Below are 15966 nucleotides of genomic sequence, written 5' to 3'. Positions count from 1 at the left end.
TTTTTATAGTCTGTGTAGCAATCACTATTTCTTTATTTTTTATTAAAAAAACAGATTATATAAAATCTACAGGAATTATACAGTCTAAAAATGACCCTGTTAATATTACGACAGGCAATGACGTCAAAATTAATAAGATATTAAAAAAAAATAGCCAATTTATTGAAAAAAATAATAGAGTAATCAATACTCAAGATATGGCAGACGATAAAAATCAAATGAAGTCTAAAATACAATATAAAAAAGATAAATTGGATGATTTATCTATCCTTACTGAAAAAATAGATAAATATCCTTTAGAAACAAATAACAAGTTACATACAGATTATAGTTTTAGATATTTAAAAAACTATATAAAACTCTATAATGAAATAGGCTATTCAGATAATTTACAGCGTAATAACATTAGAGACCAAAGTATTCAGCAATTAAATGAAAAAATGGATGTATTGAACGATGAAATACAAGAATTATCCTCAGTTAACAACAATGATATTCATGATTATGCAACTAATAGTGGGTATATCTTTTATCCAGAAGAAGTACAGGAAGGGTTAATTGTTACAAAAGGAAATGTTTTATATCAAATATTTCCAAATAAATACAAAGAAGTTGTTACTTATATTTCTGGTGAGGATATATTAAATTTAAAACAAAATCAAAAAGTATCAATTAAATTTAAAACAAAAAAAGAAGAGTTTCTTATTTCAGGGTTAGTAAAATTTATTTCTCAGTTCCCTGAAGAATCCAAGAGTGGTGAAAATCTTTATAAAGTAAAGGTTTCTTTAAAAAAAAGTATTCCTAGTAAATTGGAAAATATATATTATCTTAAAGGAGTATCATATATAGAGTTAGAGAAAGAAACAATTGCTCAATATCTATATAGAAAATTGAAAGAATAAACCAAAATAAGTCTAAAAAGTAAAGATTCAGAAACTTAAAAAAATAGCAAAAATCACGATATGTAAACTGCATTCTGTCAAGTTGATATATATAATTAAAATGTCTTGTTGGTTGAACTTATAGCTACGTTATAAATTCAGCAATTTTTAATGTTATCCAATCAGTATTATAAAAACGGATATAATTTGTTATTTCAATTACTGCATGATTATAATTAATAGGATCTCCATTTTTTGTGGTGGGTATATAATTTTAAGTGTTATATTTAAATATTAATTGATTACTTACCATCCACTCTTGCCTAAGAATCTCACTTCAATTAAATTTGGTAATGCCAAATTGGATTTTCCGTTCGTCTATATTCCTCGTGCGTAGTGAACAGAATCACAATAAATGAATGCAACACTTGCCACTTGTGCTAGTGTTGTTTCTTTTATAATTGATTGATGTTTAAGGTGAAATCGAGTTACACTCCAAAGACTAGGACAAACTTCTCACTTTTTTACTTGATTTAAAAAGGATGAAAATGCTGGACAATCTGACTTCTCTAATGCGCTCCTAAGTTGATGTAATCAACTTGGACCTAAAAGCAATTTGGAGCACTTCTCTCTACTACTATTTCACATTCATAAAAATAGTATCAACGGTATGAAAATGTAGCGAAGCCCATCTACCGTTGTAGATTACTTCGCTACTATTCTTAGTATGTTTATTATAAATCTGATTAATAATTTGTTTGTTCATTTTCTTGATTATGAGGTGGATATAAAGCATTTTTATTTTTATGATAGAAGTTTACAACACTACCATAAACAAAGTGAGAAATTATAATCATATAGATGAAGCCGATAATATATAAGAATATACCAAAGATAATTTGTAAAGCTGTAGGTAGTATTGAAATAATTAAAGCTGATATTATGCATAGTACTGCAAATATAATATAAGCTATGATGAAATAGAGTAAGTTACTGAATAATAATTTCCAAGCATTATTTGGTCCCTTGCTTGTTATATTCCAACCTATGGAAAGTTTAGTGAAAGTAGGTAACGATCTTTGATCGACATGTACAAGTATCGTATTCGCTATAAAGATAATGATATAGTAGATTGGAATGAATATTGCAAGCATTACTACTATCATGAACAATATGAGAATAATGAGTGATATAGACATTACACCAACGTTACTACCTGAACTATCAGGTTGCATGATTGCCATAGATGTCCCAAATATTCCGAAGAATATGATTTCTACAATAAATACTACAATATATATAATGATGTAAATAGCAACGCTTAATACAAAGATAATTAAAGTTAGTTTCAATGTTTTAACGTAATTTCCTTTTTTCAAGAACATAAATAAGTCTTTAAACCTTGGAGTTCTACTTAAATCTGTATCTTTATAATATTTCAACATACCGTATGCCATCGGTATGAGTATAAAGATATATACAACTAAGGATAATATAATGCCAATGATCATTGAAATGATAAATGTTGCAACTCCCGCACCAGAAGGCTCACCAGTGATATCATTTTGTGTTGCTGACATTGTTATTACACCAATTAAAAAGGCAGCACCAGGAATAAGCATAATAATAGTCATTATGATAGAAGCTAATACTGAATATAATATCGTCTTCAGATGTAATCCTTGTCCATTTTTATAAAAATCTTTTTGAAATTTAAACATAATCTCACCCCGTATTCTTTTTATTTATTATTAGGTTAACATAATTTAGTTGTAAAATGTTAAGTGATTATAGGAAAATATATTTTATATAAATATTAATTAAATAATACCATAAGCAGTTTATTTGATATCAAACGTGATTACTCATATATTGAAGGTATCAAATTTTTAGGAGTGAAAATGAAAAGTTTATTCCGAATAATTGGTTTGATGACGACAATGACAGTCATCATCGTCATGATAATGCTAGTTAGAAGTCATGATGGTTTGAACTTCGTATTTGAACAAGTAGAAAGTGTGAAACAAGAAATCAAGATGAAAGAATTAGAAATACGTACTGAACAATTGAGAAAGCATGATAAGTATGATGGCCGTTCATTAGGTAATTTTTATCAAGAAGGACAATGTACATTTTACGTATTTGAAGAAAGAAGACATATAAATAAAGACATTTCCTCATCTTGGGGGGACGCTAAACATTGGGCAAAGCGAGCTAAAGATGATGGTTATCTTGTAAACCATACACCTAGTGAAGGTTCTATATTGCAAACGAGTCATGGTAAATTAGGTCATGTAGGTATAGTAAAAGAAATGAGACAAGACGGTTCAATTATTGTATCTGATATGAATTATGAAAAATCATATGAAGTTACTGAACGATTAATTACAGTTGATAGATTACATCACTATCAATTCATACATGAAAAAATTTAAGGAGTGAGTTGAATGAATATATTCGTAATAGGTGCAAATGGTCAAATAGGTAGACATCTCGTAAAAAAACTAATTGATCAAGGTGATCAAGTTACAGCTGGAATAAGAAAATCTAGCCAAGCTTCTTTCTTTGAATCATTAGGAGCAGAAACTGTTTCTTTAGATTTAGAATACGATGGTATTGATGATATTAAGAAAAAAATCGAAAATGCCGATAAAGTTGTATTTACTGCTGGTTCTGGTGGCCATACTGGTGCAGATCAAACGATCATTATAGATTTAGATGGCGCTGTTAAATCAATTGAAGCGAGTAAATTAGCTCAAATTAAACACTTTGTTATGGTATCATCATTCGATACAAGAAGATCAGCATTTGAAGGTGATCTCAAACCTTATACAATTGCTAAACATTATGCAGATAATTATTTACGAGAATCAGGTGTACCATACACAATCGTACATCCAGGCGCACTTACAAATGACGACGCATCTGATAAAGTTGAATTAGCTGAAGAAGTTGAGCGTGGTAAGATACCTCGTGAAGATGTGGCAACAGTATTACAAGCTGTATTAAACAATGATGACAAGATTGGACAAGAGTTCCAAGTTGTAGCTGGTTCTAATGGCGTGAAAGAAGCGGTTGACCAATTCAATAACTAATGAGTAAGGAGTTGCATTGTTGTGAAATTTGCGATTATAACAGATATCCATGGTAATGGTGATGCATTAGACGCGGTTTTAAATGATATTGACCAAAGACAAGATATAGAACATATATATAATCTTGGTGATAACATTGGAGTAGGACATAAGACTAACGAAGTATTAGAAACAGTGCTAAACCGTAACGATATGACTTTTATTGCAGGTAATCATGATGAAGCAATAATGGCAGTTGCAAATGGAGAAGCGTATCCAGAAAGCTTAAAGGATAAATTTTATGAACATCATCAATGGATAGTTGAACAACTTGATAAAAAATACTATTCTTTTTTAAATAATTTAAAACGAGAAAGCAAAACAACAATTGAAGGGCTTAATTTTTATTTCACACATTATCGAATCCTTAAAGAAAAGATGGAAAGTCACATAAGTGATGATCCATTTGAGCCTTTAGTTGAACCGTCTTTAGAACATGTACATGGTTTGTTTAACGGTCTAGATGCAGACTTTATCGCCTTTGGTCATAACCACGTGTTACATCATTTTGATGATATAGAAACAATATACTTTAATCCAGGATCTGTAGGATTAAACAATGGTGCATATGCAGTTTATGGCCTTGTCGAAATAAAAGATGGTGCAATAAATGTTGAAAGAATTAAGGTTCCTTATGATAATCAGCCGTTTTTAGATGGATTTGATGAAAAGAATGTACCAGGTAAAGAATTAATATTTGAGTCATTTATTTAAACATATTAGAACTTATCATAAATCAGTTAATACAATCCCGGGACAAATTTGTTCCGGGATTTTTTATGTAATATTTAAATAAGATAACACAGCCTATTTAGGTAATAATGAAATAGAAGCGAGCTAAGTAGCCAGATTGAAAAATCTAGTAAGATAGGATAAAAAAAGCTAATCCAAAAAAATATGGATTAGCTTTCGTTACTTTAGAATGGATATTTATGTTTTAGACTCTTATGTTAAAGCATCATTTCTTGTTAATGTGTATGACTTGGTTCTTCCATACAGCATAATAAGGATCCATCGTGTTGATGTTCATTTGTTTCAAGTTGAATTGTAGCGTGTTGTATGGATTTGTGCAGAAGCATATGATTAATTTCTTCGATAATAATGTCGCATTCTTTAACCGTTTTATTTTGATCAACGACAGCATGGCAACTAAGTGCAGTTAAATCACTCGTAATAGACCAAATATGTAGGTCATGAACGCTCATTATTTCCGAATGTGATTGAATCGTTTCTGATATTTCATGAATATCTATATTAGTTGGTGTGCCTTCCATTAAAACATTTAATGCAGATTTTGTAACACCATAACCGCTCTTAATGATCAATGCAGCTACTAATACACTAGCAATTGGATCGGCAAGACGGAATCCGAAAATCATCATAACAATGGCTGCTACAATTGCGCCAACTGATCCTAATAAATCCCCTAATACATGGATAAAGGCTCCTCGCATATTTAGGTTGTTTTTAGTATCGGATCCTCTGAACATCAACCAAGCAATCAATAAATTCACGATTAAACCAATCGTACTTATAATAAGCATTCCAGTTGATGCTACTTCGGGTGGATTGATAAATCTAAAAATAGCCTCATAGAAAATATATAAGCTAATACCAATTAACAATATGCCATTTGTAAGTGCAGCTAATATTTCAAATCTACGATATCCATAAGTTTTGTTGTTATTAGCACTGCGTTCTCCAAACTTAAATGCCATTAGGGCGATAAACAAAGAAATGGAATCACTTAACATATGGCCAGCATCAGATAATAATGCCAAACTATTCGTAATATATCCTCCTATGACTTCCATTACCATAAATACAGTTATGATAAGAAACGAGAGGAGTAGTATTTTTTTATTATTTGTGTGTACATGATTGTGATCATGATGCTCATGTCCCATATGATTACCTCCAAAAATTAATGTTTAGCATGTTCAATCGCTTGTTTTAATAATAATATGACGTGGTCATCATCTAAAGAATAGTAAATACTTTTTCCTTCGCGCTCAAACTTTACAAGTCTTAAATTTTTCAAAAATCTAAGTTGATGAGACACTGACGACTGACTCAGTGATAAGCTCTCTGCTATACAACCAACTGAATGACGGCCAGTACATAATAAATGTAAAATTTTCACTCTTGTTGGATCGCTTAATGCTTTAAATGTTTGTGAAACGATTAGTAATGTTTCATCGTCTAATATATTGTGATTCATATAGATTCTCCTAACATATGAATATATGTTCATATGTTAATTTTAAGAGAATTCAATATATTTGTCAAATTGAATTGACAAATATATATATAATGTGAGAAATTTTTAATAATATAATTTTATGGAGGTTTCTATGACACACCAAATATATGGATTAACGGTAGATGATGAATCACGATGTAAACATTACGATACGCCATTAGATATTATCGCGATAAAATTCAAATGTTGTAAGAAATTTTATCCTTGTTATAAATGTCATGAAGAAAGTGAGAATCATGACGCAAAAAGATGGCATTCAAGTGAATTCAATGAGCAAGCTATTATTTGTGGTGTCTGTAAACATACAATGTCTATAAATGACTATATGTTGAAAGAGGTATGTCCAAAATGTGATTCGCGATTTAATCACAGATGCAAATATCACCATCATTTATATTTTAAAATTTAAAAATGTTAGTTTATAATAAAGGTAATTCTTTTGAAAACATGTTATAATTGATTTGCTAATTAATTAAAAGAAATTAACTTCAGTGAACGTCGTGAAGATAAAGGAGGACATTGAATGAAGGACTTAATAAAAGGCCATATATTAAGTGGTGAATTTGAAACTGCATACCGATTGATGTCCGAAGTGGATTTCTTAGAATTTGAAGAACACTTTATTTCAGCGGCTCACGAAGATGAAAGTACAATGTTTTATACGTTTATACTTGATTCTATAAAGAAAGAAGAGTCGAGTGAATTACATGATTTAGCATTTTTACTTCATGTCTATCCATATAGTGAACATGAAGGTGCTTTTTATACAGCGTATTACCATGCTGAACGTTCAATGGTATTAACTGGTCATAAAGAAGTTAAGAGTTTATTACAAATGCTCTTATTGCATGCTATCCCTGAACCATTACTTTCAGATAAACAAGCATTTGACATTAGTAAACAAATTCTTAAACTAGATCCTGAAAATAAAGTAGCGCGTAATATAATGAAAGAAACTGCTAAGAGAATGGATAAAGTAGTAGTCGATTTTTCACAATTATCTAAATCAAATAATGCATGAGTGTGAGATATCAGTAACTGTCTCACACTCTTATTATATTTGGCAGTAGATGACTGAATTGAAAACGCGCTTCAAATCAAATTTTTTTCAACTCTAGTCATCCTTGCTGGGGCGAGACTGCGAAATCTTTTTTTACAAAATGAGATTTCTGTCTCGCTCTCATTTTTTATGGTAGTATAGGCAAGTTACATAATAAACGATTAGGAGAAACAAATGGATAATAAGGGAAAAAGAAAGATCATTATGATAGTGTTTCTGATTGGTGCATTTTTCATGATTTTAAACGAGACACTTTTAAATATTGCATTAAAAGAATTAATGTCAGTATTTGATATAGATGCGCCAACTGTCCAATGGATGGCAACAGGTTTTATGTTAGTTATGGGTGTGTTAACACCACTTTCTGCAATTATTAATCAGTGGTTTTCTACGAGAAGGTTGTTTTTAGGGTTGGTTGCAATTTTCTCATTAGGTACTTTAGTTGCAGGGTTAGCAGTAAACTTTCCAATGTTATTAGTAGGGAGAATGATTCAAGCAGCTGGTACGGGATTAATGATACCAACTATTATGAATGCAATGCTACTACTTTATAAAGAAGAAGAGCGTGGAAAAGTGATGGGACAATTTGGTTTAGTCATTATGTTTGCTCCTGCATTAGGTCCAACTTTGTCAGGCGTAATAGTCGATTATTTAGGTTGGAGATGGTTATTCTTAATAGTCATACCATTTATGCTATTTACATTTTTATTTGCTTTTAAATATTTACAAAATGTCGGAGAGGTTACGAGACCTAAAGTTGATATTGCCTCAATTGTAATGTCCTCTGTAGGTATCGCTTCGATAATTTATAGTGTTTCATCTGTCAGTACAACAGTTGGTGGGTTTAGTAGTCCTAAAATATACTTAACCTTAATAATTGGTGTAGTTGCAATGGTATTATTTGTGATGAGACAATTAAAGCTAGAAGAACCAATACTCGATTTAAAAGTATTTAAATATGCTAATTATACAAAAGGTGTCATTATATTTGTAATTGTCATTATGACGATGTTTGCATCTGAAATTGTAATGCCAATGTATTTACAAGGGCCGATGGGCTTTAGTGCTAAGGTTGCAGGGTTAATATTGTTACCTGGTGCATTACTTAATGGTTTCTTATCTCCATTTATGGGTGCGATTTTTGATAAGATTGGTCCAAGAAAATTAATGGTGCCTGGATTATTAGTTTTACTATGTGTGGTAATATTCTATTCAACAATTCATCCAGGAATACCAGTCTGGATATTTATAGTAGTATATATTATATTAATGATTAGTATTTCAGCAGTACTAATGCCAGCAAATACAAATGCTTTAAACGCATTACCTAAAGAAATGTATCCACATGGTACGGCAGTATCCAATATGTTACAACCTATTGGAGGCGCATTAGGTATTGCTGTTTTTGTAAGTATAATGAACGGTGGTCAATCAGCTGCATTACAAGGTATTAAACATCCAACTACTGAAGATATCAATCATGCAATGACAATTGGTATTCATCAGTCATATTGGTTTGCAATTGGTTTACTTATTATTGGTGTAATTGTAGGATTTACTGTAACAAGAGCAAATCATAGTAAATCTATAGAAGGCAATTCTTAATAATAATGAAAATTTTACAAGTCCTCTTACATAAGTAAGGGGACTTGTATGTTGTAAAGGTTAACTCAAAAATCATCGGGTATATGAATGTATATGTATAAATTAAAATGAGGAGGAACATTTGTGTCAAATGTAAAAGAAGCAACAAAAATAGGTTTTGCTTATGTCGGAGTTGTGGTGGGTGCAGGATTTTCAACAGGCCAAGAAGTTATGAAATTCTTCACACATTACGGTTTATATGGATATATAGGTGTTATTATTTCAGGTATCATGCTGGCTTTCTTTGGGCGTCAAGTTGCAAAGATTGGTACAGCATTAGATGCTAATGAACATAGTTCTACAATAAATTATTTATTTGGTAAGTATGGGATTATAATTGATTACGTGCTAACTTTCTTCTTATTCGGAATTTCAGTCACAATGATAGCAGGAGCTGGATCTGCATTTGAAGAAAGCTTTAGTATTCCCACATGGCTAGGTGCACTCTTAATGTGTATTGTCATTTATATCACTTTATTATTAGATTTTGACAAAATCGTAAAAGCATTAGGAATCGTAACACCATTTCTTATTGTTATCATACTTATAATAGCGGGTTATTTCTTTGTGAATGGCCACGTAAGTATAGCTGAAACAAATAATGCAGTAGAAAACCCAAGTTTAGTTTGGGGGATTATTCAAGGATTTGTATATGGTGGTTTAGCATTCTCAGTTGGATTTAGTACACTTGTTGCTATTGGTGGAGATGCAGATAAACGTAGAATTTCTGGATTAGGTGGTATTATAGGGGGCGTTATTTATTTAGTATTACTAGCCCTTATTAATTCAGGTTTACTAGCTGAATATCCAAATATTAAAAATGTAGAAATTCCAACATTAGCATTGGCTAGAACAATATCACCGATTATAGGTGTGGCATTATCTATTATCATGTTAATGGTTATGTATAATACAATTTTAGGTCTGATGTATTCATTTACAGCGAGATTTACGGTTCCATTTTCAAAAAAATATATTATCTTATTAACAATTGCTATGGCAGCTGCATACGGTTTAAGTTTCGTAGGATTCTCGTCTCTTATTGATAAACTGTATCCTGCAATGGGTGTAATTGGTTTAGTTATTTGTGCAGCTATTTTAGTTAAGTATATAAATAGAAAAAAAGAGAACGAAAAACATATCGCATAAAATATTTGAATATGTTAAACTATCTTCTTACATGAGGAAGTGAACATATGAAAAGAAAAAAACGACGATTATTTATATTGATTATGGCTATTGTTGTCGTCGTCGGTGGATTTTATATAAATGGTAAATATCAAGAACATAAACAACGAAAGATGCAATTACAAGCACAAAAAGCCAATCAACTTTTATTAAATAATGAAAAAGTAAAATTAATGAAAGATGTCGTATATGGCCACAGTGCTTCGAACAGTAGAATGGATATTATATTACCATCAAATATAAAAAAAGGTGAAAAACTACCAGTCATTTTTTGGACGCATGGTGGTGGCTTTATAGCAGGTGACAAACGATATAAAAACCCATATTTAGCTCAAATAGCTGAACAAGGATTTGTTATTGTGAATGTTAACTATGCTTTAGCACCAGATTCTCAATATCCAACACCGATACAACAATTAGATCAAGCAACTAGATTTACACTGAAAAATAAAAACAAATATAATATAGACGATAAACAAATTGTATACGGTGGCGATTCGGCAGGTGCACAAATAGCGAGTCAGTATGTAGCGTTGCAAACGAATCCGAAGTTACAACAGCAAATGAAGATGAAACAAACGATTAAACAAAAGAACTTAAAAGCAGCAATTTTATTTGGTGGCTTATACAATATGCAAACGGTGAGAAGTACACAATTTCCTAGAATTGATTTGTTTATGACAAGTTATACAGGATCTGAACATTGGGAGAAGAATTTTGCACAAATTAATCAACTATCTACTGTTGAACAAGTGACAAAGAAATATCCACCTACATTTCTAACAGTAGGAGATGCAGACCCATTTGATCCACAAAATAGAGAGTTCAATCAAGTACTAAATGAATATGGTGTTGATACGACAACTTCATTCTTTGATGGAACACATAACCTACGTCATCAATACCAATTTCATATGAACTTGAAAGAATCTAAGAAAACGTACAACAGCGTCATGATGTTCTTAGGAGCAAACACAAAACAATCTCCATATGAAAACAATACTAAACAAGAATCAGAATCAGTCATAAAGAAAGATAAATAGAGCATGTTGTATATAAAGTTTAACCAACCTAGGACATATTTGATGAGTCCTAGGTTGGTTTTTGATATATGTAAGATTAAGAACAATAAGAAGATATAAAATTAAACATTACCTTCAAGTAGGATGACTAGGTGACAATTGAAGTATATCATCTAAGAGGCCAGACTATTGAATCTAGCAAAATAGAAATAAAAAATCGTAACAGTCCTATATTTAGTAGAGAACTGTTACGATTTTTCTGTTATCAATACGCTTTTATGTTATAAGATCTTCGCCATCATAAATTCATCGTAATACTTGTCATTGAAGTAAAGTGTTTCATCTTTTTTACCTTCAATTTTAAAACCGAATTTTTCATATAATCTATAAGCAGGTTCATTCTCTGTTACCACTGTTAATTCAAGCCTATGCAATTGTCTTCTAATTGCCCATGCTTCTGTTTCTTGTAATAATTTATAACCAATTCCTTTGTTTCGAAATGATGGTAGTAGTCCCATTGCTATTTTGGCAGCATGTTTATTTCGTTTAGTTTTTCCACCTTGAATCGTGACGTAGCCTATTAACGTATCGTTTAGTTCTGCTACTATGATAGTAGAATTACTTGTTGTGATCATCTCTTCAAGAAAGGAAGTTTGGTGTTGTATTGAAAATTGATGTTCCCCTGGATTAAATAACAAGTATTCTGACTGGTTAATGACACTATCTAACAGGTGGTTAAAGTTTTCAACATCATTTATTCTAATTTCACGTATGATTTCTTTCATAAAAATTCTCCTATTTCTATTTATAAATTACAAACAGTGGTATATTTATTGTAAATCTCATTTAAGTTATTATTAGTATAACACATATAAGTAGTGCTCAATGAAAGGAGTGACAAACATGAAATCGAATATTTTAATATCAGGTGGCTCGGGTTATATTGGTAAGCATTTAACCGAAACTTTGAAAGACTTAGGTAATATTTATGCTATTACAAAATACGAGGAAGATATGGTAGATAATGATGTGATATGGAGAAAATGTGATATTTATGTTCTGAAAGATATGATCAAATCATTAGAAAATATAGATATTGCGATTTACTACTTAGATCCAAATAAAAAATCAGCCAAACTTACACAAAGTACTGCTCGAAACCTAAATATTATTGCGAGTGATAATATGGCAAGAGCATGTAAAGCTAATCATGTTAAGAAAATTATATATATTTCTGGTTCTCCTTTTGACCATGAGACGATTCAAATTCTGAATTCTACGGGTATCGATGTCGAAGTAACGGCACAATCTATAAAGAGGCCAGCAGTTTCTATTGAATTACAAAAATCGAAATATGATGATGTAAGAAGTATCGATAGAATGCCGTTGCCTTATCAGTGGAATTTAGAAAATGTTGTTAAGTATTATTTTGATTGGTTACAAGATACAAGTGGCACACTAGTAAATACAGAACTTACTGGTGATACGTATAAAGTGTTTTTGAAAAATGGCCGAAAGCCATTACTAGAGTTGAAAGAAGTTAAACCAAGTATAGGGCATGATATCATTCAATTTGATGTTGTTGGTGGGACATTATCAGTTATTAAATATGAAGATAAAGGTGTCCTTGAATTTAGAAAATTAAAACACTCTAATGAATTTATAGTACATTTGTTTAACTATATTCCAAGATTACCTTGGACGTTATATTATTTATCACAAGCACCTATTCATAATGTAACGATGAAAGGTTTCGAAGTAGACTGTCGAATTAAAGTTTTTCAATTCCGATCAGAAACAGAAGGCCAAAAAAAATATACAAAATAAGGAGTTAGTATGAAACTATTAATTATAGAAGATGACGAAACACTCTTTAAAGCGATGCAACAACAACTAGAAAAATGGGGTTGGGAAGTATATGGGATTAATGACTTTAATTTAGTGTTAGAAGAATATGAAACAATTAATCCTGAAATGGTGATTATTGATATACAACTACTAAAATATGATGGTTTTTATTGGTGTCGAGCAATTAGGAAACAATCTAATTTGCCGATTGTATTTTTATCTTCTAGAGATCATCCGATGGACCAAGTGATGAGTATGGAACTTGGTGCAGATGATTTCATACAAAAACCATTTCATACAGAAGTGCTGTTAGCTAAATTACAAGCAATTTATAGAAGAGTTTATCAATATAATAAAGATGAACCACGTGTGAAAGTATGGAATAAAGCAAGAATTGATTACGGTAAACATATCGTTGAAAAAGATAACATTGAAATTTCACTTACTAAAAATGAAATGTTTATTTTTGAAATATTACTTAATCATAAGAATGAAATCGTGAATAGAGATACTATCATTACAGCTTTATGGGATGATGAGCAATTTGTAAGTGATAATACACTCACAGTGAATGTTAATCGTTTAAGAAAAAAACTTTCGGAAATTGGTCTTAATGACTATATAGAAACAAAAGTAGGTAAAGGCTATATAGCTCACGAGCCGGAGGGATAGTATGATTAAACAATTTTTAATAGAAAGATGGCCGTGGTTTACATTGTTCATAAGTATGCAGATGATTATTTTCATTACGAGCTGGTTAGATGTAGGTATGTCCATTAACGGTGCAATTTATTTAATTGGTTTAAATTGCTTATTATTGTTTGTTTTTGTATTCATGATATATACAAGAGAAACGAGATTTTATAAAGCTTTAGTAAATAATACACCGCTAAAAGAAATAGAACATAAAGAACTTAATCATTCAGTTTATGAAAAACTAATATTTGATTATATTCAAGGTTATGAAGAACAAACACGTAAAACCATACACGAACAGAATAAAGAAATAACCATTATGAAAGATGATTTGCTGGATTGGATTCATGAAGTGAAAACACCTATTACCGCAATGAAATTGTTAACAGACCAAATAGATGATATCAAGCTGAAACAAGATATATTATATGAATGGAGTCGCATTGATTATTTATTAGATCAGCAACTTTACATTAAACGATTGTCTTCTAAATCAAATGATTTTTATTTTGGTCATTATAATTTGAGAAATATGGTTATCAATGAAATTCAATATGCGAGAAATATAAGTATCGCTAAAGGGATTGGATATGACTTAGATATTGATGCGTACAATGTATATACTGATGAAAAATGGTTCAGAACGATACTAAGACAAATTATTAGTAATGCATTGAAATATACTGATAATGGTGACATCAGTATTCGCACATATAAGTTGAAAGAAAAAATTTACTTAGAAATTAAGGATGAAGGTAGAGGCATACAAACTAGAGACTTACCACGTATATTTGATCGAGGCTTCACATCAACTACGTCAAAACGTGAATCTACAGCTACAGGAATGGGACTTTATCTTGTTAAACAAATTTCTAAAGGATTAGGAATAACGGTAAACATAAAATCTGAATTCGGTGAAGGGACAACCGTGCTTATTATATTCTCTAACCCAAATGAATATACTTCAATTGAACTCGCAAAGTGACAAAACTGTCACTTTGTGAGTTCAAATTGTATCACCATTCAAAGGATATAATTCAAGATACATATTAAGATAGAATCATAAACACATTACAAAGGAGTTTTTAAACATGAGCATATTAAAAACAGAGCAACTTATTAAAGTTTATGGTTCAAAAAAAAATCAACAAGAAGTTTTGAGAAATATCAACATATCAGTAGATGAAGGTGAGTTTGTAAGTATTATGGGCCCGTCAGGATCTGGTAAGACTACATTGTTAAATGTACTGAGTTCAATTGATTATGCGACGAGTGGTCAAATTGAAATTAATGGTCATAAATTACAAAACATGAATAACAAACAAATGTCCGAATTCAGAAAGAAAGAATTAGGATTTATATTTCAAGAATATAATTTGTTGAATACATTAACAGTACAAGAAAATATTATGTTGCCACTGACAATACAGAAAGTTTCAAGAAGAGAAGCGCAAAAGAGATTCGAAGAAATAAGTAACGCATTAGGTATCATGGATATTCAGAATAAATATCCTAATGAAATTTCCGGTGGTCAAAAACAACGTACATCTGCTGCGCGCGCCTTTATTGCACAACCATCTATCATTTTTGCAGATGAGCCAACAGGAGCATTAGATTCTAAATCAGCATCTGATTTACTAAATAAATTAGATCATATGAATCAATCAACGAAGGCAACAATTGTAATGGTTACACATGATTCAGTTGCAGCGAGTTACTCGAATCGTGTTATTTTTATCAAAGATGGAAAAGTCTATTCGGAACTATATAAAGGAGACGATGATAGAGAATCATTCTATAAAGAAATCATCAAAACACAAAGTGTGTTAGGTGGTGTAGTAAATGAACTTTAATCAAATCGTTGTTAAAAATTTAAAACGCAATATACGACACTATGGTATGTATATATTCTCAATTACGATGAGTGTAATATTGTTTTTTGGATTTGTTACATTAAAGTACTCAGATGATTTAAATGGTATTCAATCAGGAGTGAAACCAGAAGCGGGGATTAAAGTTGGTGTTACATTATTAACTTGCATTATCATTATATTCTTATTGTATGCAAACCAATTATTTATAAAGAGACGATCTCGCGAAATGGGTTTATATCAATTGATTGGTATGACGAAACGAGAAGTATTCAAAATATTTCAATTAGAAAATTTAGTACTATTTGTCATAACGCTATTTGCTGGAACAGCTTTAGGTCTGTCTCTTATACACATCT

At 30.8% G+C, this 15966-nt stretch carries 18 protein-coding genes; 14 read left to right on the top strand and 4 right to left on the bottom strand.

All coding sequences use genetic code 11. The features are described 5' to 3' along the window. On the top strand, positions 1 to 902 hold a 902-nt coding region (locus CD111_RS06865), incomplete at its 5' end, for an HlyD family secretion protein (protein ID WP_103268492.1). A gap of 725 nt (positions 903 to 1627) precedes the next feature. Here the strand turns inward: CD111_RS06865 and CD111_RS06860 are convergent. Further along, complete coding sequence (locus tag CD111_RS06860; RefSeq protein ID WP_229726490.1) at positions 1628 to 2602, bottom strand: hypothetical protein; 975 nt, start codon at positions 2600 to 2602, stop codon at positions 1628 to 1630. A gap of 180 nt (positions 2603 to 2782) precedes the next feature. Here CD111_RS06860 and CD111_RS06855 point away from each other — a divergent pair, with 180 nt between their 5' ends. The 3 genes from CD111_RS06855 to CD111_RS06845 are packed head-to-tail and all read left to right on the top strand — an operon-like array spanning position 2783 to position 4729. After that, the gene (locus CD111_RS06855; RefSeq protein WP_095085985.1) at positions 2783 to 3316 is read left to right on the top strand and encodes a CHAP domain-containing protein; all 534 of its coding nucleotides are present in this window, start codon (positions 2783 to 2785) and stop codon (positions 3314 to 3316) included. Between the two features lie 12 nt (positions 3317 to 3328). Next, positions 3329 to 3976, top strand: coding sequence for an SDR family oxidoreductase (locus CD111_RS06850; RefSeq protein ID WP_095085988.1), 648 nt, complete (start codon positions 3329 to 3331; stop codon positions 3974 to 3976). A 21-nt stretch (positions 3977 to 3997) separates the two neighbouring features. Further along, positions 3998 to 4729, top strand: a complete 732-nt coding sequence (locus CD111_RS06845) for a metallophosphoesterase family protein (RefSeq protein WP_095085991.1) — start codon at positions 3998 to 4000, stop codon at positions 4727 to 4729. A gap of 254 nt (positions 4730 to 4983) precedes the next feature. On the opposite strand, the gene CD111_RS06840 is transcribed toward CD111_RS06845, so the two are convergent. Next, entirely contained in the window at positions 4984 to 5922 is a 939-nt protein-coding gene (locus CD111_RS06840) for a cation diffusion facilitator family transporter (protein ID WP_095085994.1), read from the bottom strand. Between the two features lie 17 nt (positions 5923 to 5939). Then, positions 5940 to 6236 carry an ArsR/SmtB family transcription factor gene (locus CD111_RS06835; RefSeq protein ID WP_158245680.1) on the bottom strand — a complete coding sequence of 99 codons (297 nt, stop codon included), beginning with the start codon at positions 6234 to 6236 and terminating at the stop codon, positions 5940 to 5942. Positions 6237 to 6369: 133 nt separating this feature from the next. Between CD111_RS06835 and CD111_RS06830 the strand changes: the two genes are divergently transcribed. From CD111_RS06830 to CD111_RS06810, 5 genes are all read left to right on the top strand, one after another. Beyond that, entirely contained in the window at positions 6370 to 6687 is a 318-nt protein-coding gene (locus CD111_RS06830; protein ID WP_095086001.1) for a CHY zinc finger protein, read from the top strand. Positions 6688 to 6801: 114 nt separating this feature from the next. Next, positions 6802 to 7299 carry a hypothetical protein gene (locus CD111_RS06825; RefSeq protein ID WP_095086003.1) on the top strand — a complete coding sequence of 166 codons (498 nt, stop codon included), beginning with the start codon at positions 6802 to 6804 and terminating at the stop codon, positions 7297 to 7299. A gap of 213 nt (positions 7300 to 7512) precedes the next feature. After that, positions 7513 to 8943 carry an MDR family MFS transporter gene (locus CD111_RS06820; RefSeq protein ID WP_095086004.1) on the top strand — a complete coding sequence of 477 codons (1431 nt, stop codon included), beginning with the start codon at positions 7513 to 7515 and terminating at the stop codon, positions 8941 to 8943. Between the two features lie 123 nt (positions 8944 to 9066). Continuing rightward, entirely contained in the window at positions 9067 to 10131 is a 1065-nt protein-coding gene (locus CD111_RS06815) for a YkvI family membrane protein (RefSeq protein WP_095086006.1), read from the top strand. A gap of 47 nt (positions 10132 to 10178) precedes the next feature. After that, the gene (locus CD111_RS06810; RefSeq protein ID WP_095086008.1) at positions 10179 to 11213 is read left to right on the top strand and encodes an alpha/beta hydrolase; all 1035 of its coding nucleotides are present in this window, start codon (positions 10179 to 10181) and stop codon (positions 11211 to 11213) included. Between the two features lie 260 nt (positions 11214 to 11473). Here the strand turns inward: CD111_RS06810 and CD111_RS06805 are convergent, their stop codons facing one another. Beyond that, positions 11474 to 11977 carry a GNAT family N-acetyltransferase gene (locus tag CD111_RS06805; protein ID WP_095086010.1) on the bottom strand — a complete coding sequence of 168 codons (504 nt, stop codon included), beginning with the start codon at positions 11975 to 11977 and terminating at the stop codon, positions 11474 to 11476. Positions 11978 to 12095: 118 nt separating this feature from the next. On the opposite strand from CD111_RS06805, the gene CD111_RS06800 reads away from it, so the two are divergent. The 5 genes from CD111_RS06800 to CD111_RS06780 form a co-directional block, all read left to right on the top strand. Next, positions 12096 to 13019: an NAD-dependent epimerase/dehydratase family protein gene (locus CD111_RS06800; protein ID WP_095086013.1), complete on the top strand. Its 924-nt coding sequence runs from the start codon at positions 12096 to 12098 to the stop codon at positions 13017 to 13019. Positions 13020 to 13028: 9 nt separating this feature from the next. Further along, positions 13029 to 13712: a response regulator transcription factor gene (locus CD111_RS06795; protein ID WP_095086016.1), complete on the top strand. Its 684-nt coding sequence runs from the start codon at positions 13029 to 13031 to the stop codon at positions 13710 to 13712. 1 nt (position 13713) lies between these two features. Then, positions 13714 to 14721, top strand: a complete 1008-nt coding sequence (locus CD111_RS06790) for a sensor histidine kinase (protein WP_095086018.1) — start codon at positions 13714 to 13716, stop codon at positions 14719 to 14721. A 106-nt stretch (positions 14722 to 14827) separates the two neighbouring features. Further along, a complete protein-coding gene (locus tag CD111_RS06785) occupies positions 14828 to 15589 on the top strand; it encodes an ABC transporter ATP-binding protein (protein WP_095086021.1) in 762 nt (253 codons plus the stop codon). Next, positions 15579 to 15966 (top strand): FtsX-like permease family protein (locus CD111_RS06780; protein ID WP_142380938.1); only part of this gene is annotated, 388 nt, incomplete at its 3' end. The genes CD111_RS06785 and CD111_RS06780, both read left to right, overlap by 11 nt.

The organism is Mammaliicoccus stepanovicii, from assembly GCF_002902525.1.
Lineage (GTDB): Bacteria > Bacillota > Bacilli > Staphylococcales > Staphylococcaceae > Mammaliicoccus > Mammaliicoccus stepanovicii.
The sequence above is the reverse complement of the archived record's forward strand: the minus strand, read 5'-3'. Positions and strand labels throughout refer to the sequence as shown.

What these genes read in the sequence shown, in the direction of transcription:
- CD111_RS06860 (WP_229726490.1), bottom strand. Translation starts at nt 2,602, where the DNA reads ATGTTTAAATTTCAAAAAGATTTTTATAAAAATGGACAAGGATTACAT.
- CD111_RS06855 (WP_095085985.1), top strand. Translation starts at nt 2,783, where the DNA reads ATGAAAAGTTTATTCCGAATAATTGGTTTGATGACGACAATGACAGTC.
- CD111_RS06850 (WP_095085988.1), top strand. Translation starts at nt 3,329, where the DNA reads ATGAATATATTCGTAATAGGTGCAAATGGTCAAATAGGTAGACATCTC.
- CD111_RS06840 (WP_095085994.1), bottom strand. Translation starts at nt 5,922, where the DNA reads ATGGGACATGAGCATCATGATCACAATCATGTACACACAAATAATAAA.
- CD111_RS06835 (WP_158245680.1), bottom strand. Translation starts at nt 6,236, where the DNA reads ATGAATCACAATATATTAGACGATGAAACATTACTAATCGTTTCACAA.
- CD111_RS06830 (WP_095086001.1), top strand. Translation starts at nt 6,370, where the DNA reads ATGACACACCAAATATATGGATTAACGGTAGATGATGAATCACGATGT.
- CD111_RS06825 (WP_095086003.1), top strand. Translation starts at nt 6,802, where the DNA reads ATGAAGGACTTAATAAAAGGCCATATATTAAGTGGTGAATTTGAAACT.
- CD111_RS06820 (WP_095086004.1), top strand. Translation starts at nt 7,513, where the DNA reads ATGGATAATAAGGGAAAAAGAAAGATCATTATGATAGTGTTTCTGATT.
- CD111_RS06810 (WP_095086008.1), top strand. Translation starts at nt 10,179, where the DNA reads ATGAAAAGAAAAAAACGACGATTATTTATATTGATTATGGCTATTGTT.
- CD111_RS06805 (WP_095086010.1), bottom strand. Translation starts at nt 11,977, where the DNA reads ATGAAAGAAATCATACGTGAAATTAGAATAAATGATGTTGAAAACTTT.
- CD111_RS06800 (WP_095086013.1), top strand. Translation starts at nt 12,096, where the DNA reads ATGAAATCGAATATTTTAATATCAGGTGGCTCGGGTTATATTGGTAAG.
- CD111_RS06795 (WP_095086016.1), top strand. Translation starts at nt 13,029, where the DNA reads ATGAAACTATTAATTATAGAAGATGACGAAACACTCTTTAAAGCGATG.
- CD111_RS06790 (WP_095086018.1), top strand. Translation starts at nt 13,714, where the DNA reads ATGATTAAACAATTTTTAATAGAAAGATGGCCGTGGTTTACATTGTTC.
- CD111_RS06785 (WP_095086021.1), top strand. Translation starts at nt 14,828, where the DNA reads ATGAGCATATTAAAAACAGAGCAACTTATTAAAGTTTATGGTTCAAAA.